At 49.1% G+C, this 572-nt stretch carries 1 protein-coding gene and 1 pseudogene; both read left to right on the top strand.

What is annotated here, in order from left to right; translation table 11 throughout:
* The coding region (locus SQ11_RS15735) for a restriction endonuclease subunit S (RefSeq protein WP_041515150.1) at positions 1-343 on the top strand (343 nt) is incomplete at its 5' end.
* 1 nt (position 344) lies between these two features.
* Positions 345-572, top strand: a pseudogene (locus SQ11_RS15740) (anticodon nuclease); the annotation flags it as partial.

Here is a 572-nt window from a genome sequence, read left to right on the forward strand (position 1 = left end):
CTGTGGTTGTTTGGAGATTGACAGCGCCAAGGCGTTATATCGCTATGTTTTTCATTGGGTGAGTTTTAATTATGAAAACATTAAGGCACTAGGACAGGGGGCCAGAGGCGACCTAAATTCAAGCATCATCAAGGGCTTTAAACTTCCCATTCCGTACGCTGACGATCCTGAAAAATCACTTGAAGAACAAGCACGCATCGTCGCCATCCTCGACAAATTCGATACCTTAGCCAACTCCATCAGCGAAGGCTTGCCCCGAGAAATCGAGCTGCGCCAGAAGCAATACGCCTATTTCCGAGATTTGCTGTTGAGCTTCCCCAAGACGGAAGAAGTAGAGGCCTGATATGGGCAAGACGCTAAATGAAATTGCCGAAGAGCTGAGAAACATTCCGAAGAAGATTCAGCTGATCTACGCCTTCAACGGTACAGGCAAGACGCGCCTGTCGCGTGAGTTCAAGCGGATTATTGCCCGGAACGCTAACGGCGCTGAAGACGGTGATGAGGCGGATCAACCAGGGTTGTCGCGCAATAGAATCCTCTATTACAACGCCTTTACCGAAGACCTGTTCTAC

This window comes from Nitrosospira sp. NpAV (assembly GCF_000832065.1).
GTDB lineage: Bacteria > Pseudomonadota > Gammaproteobacteria > Burkholderiales > Nitrosomonadaceae > Nitrosospira.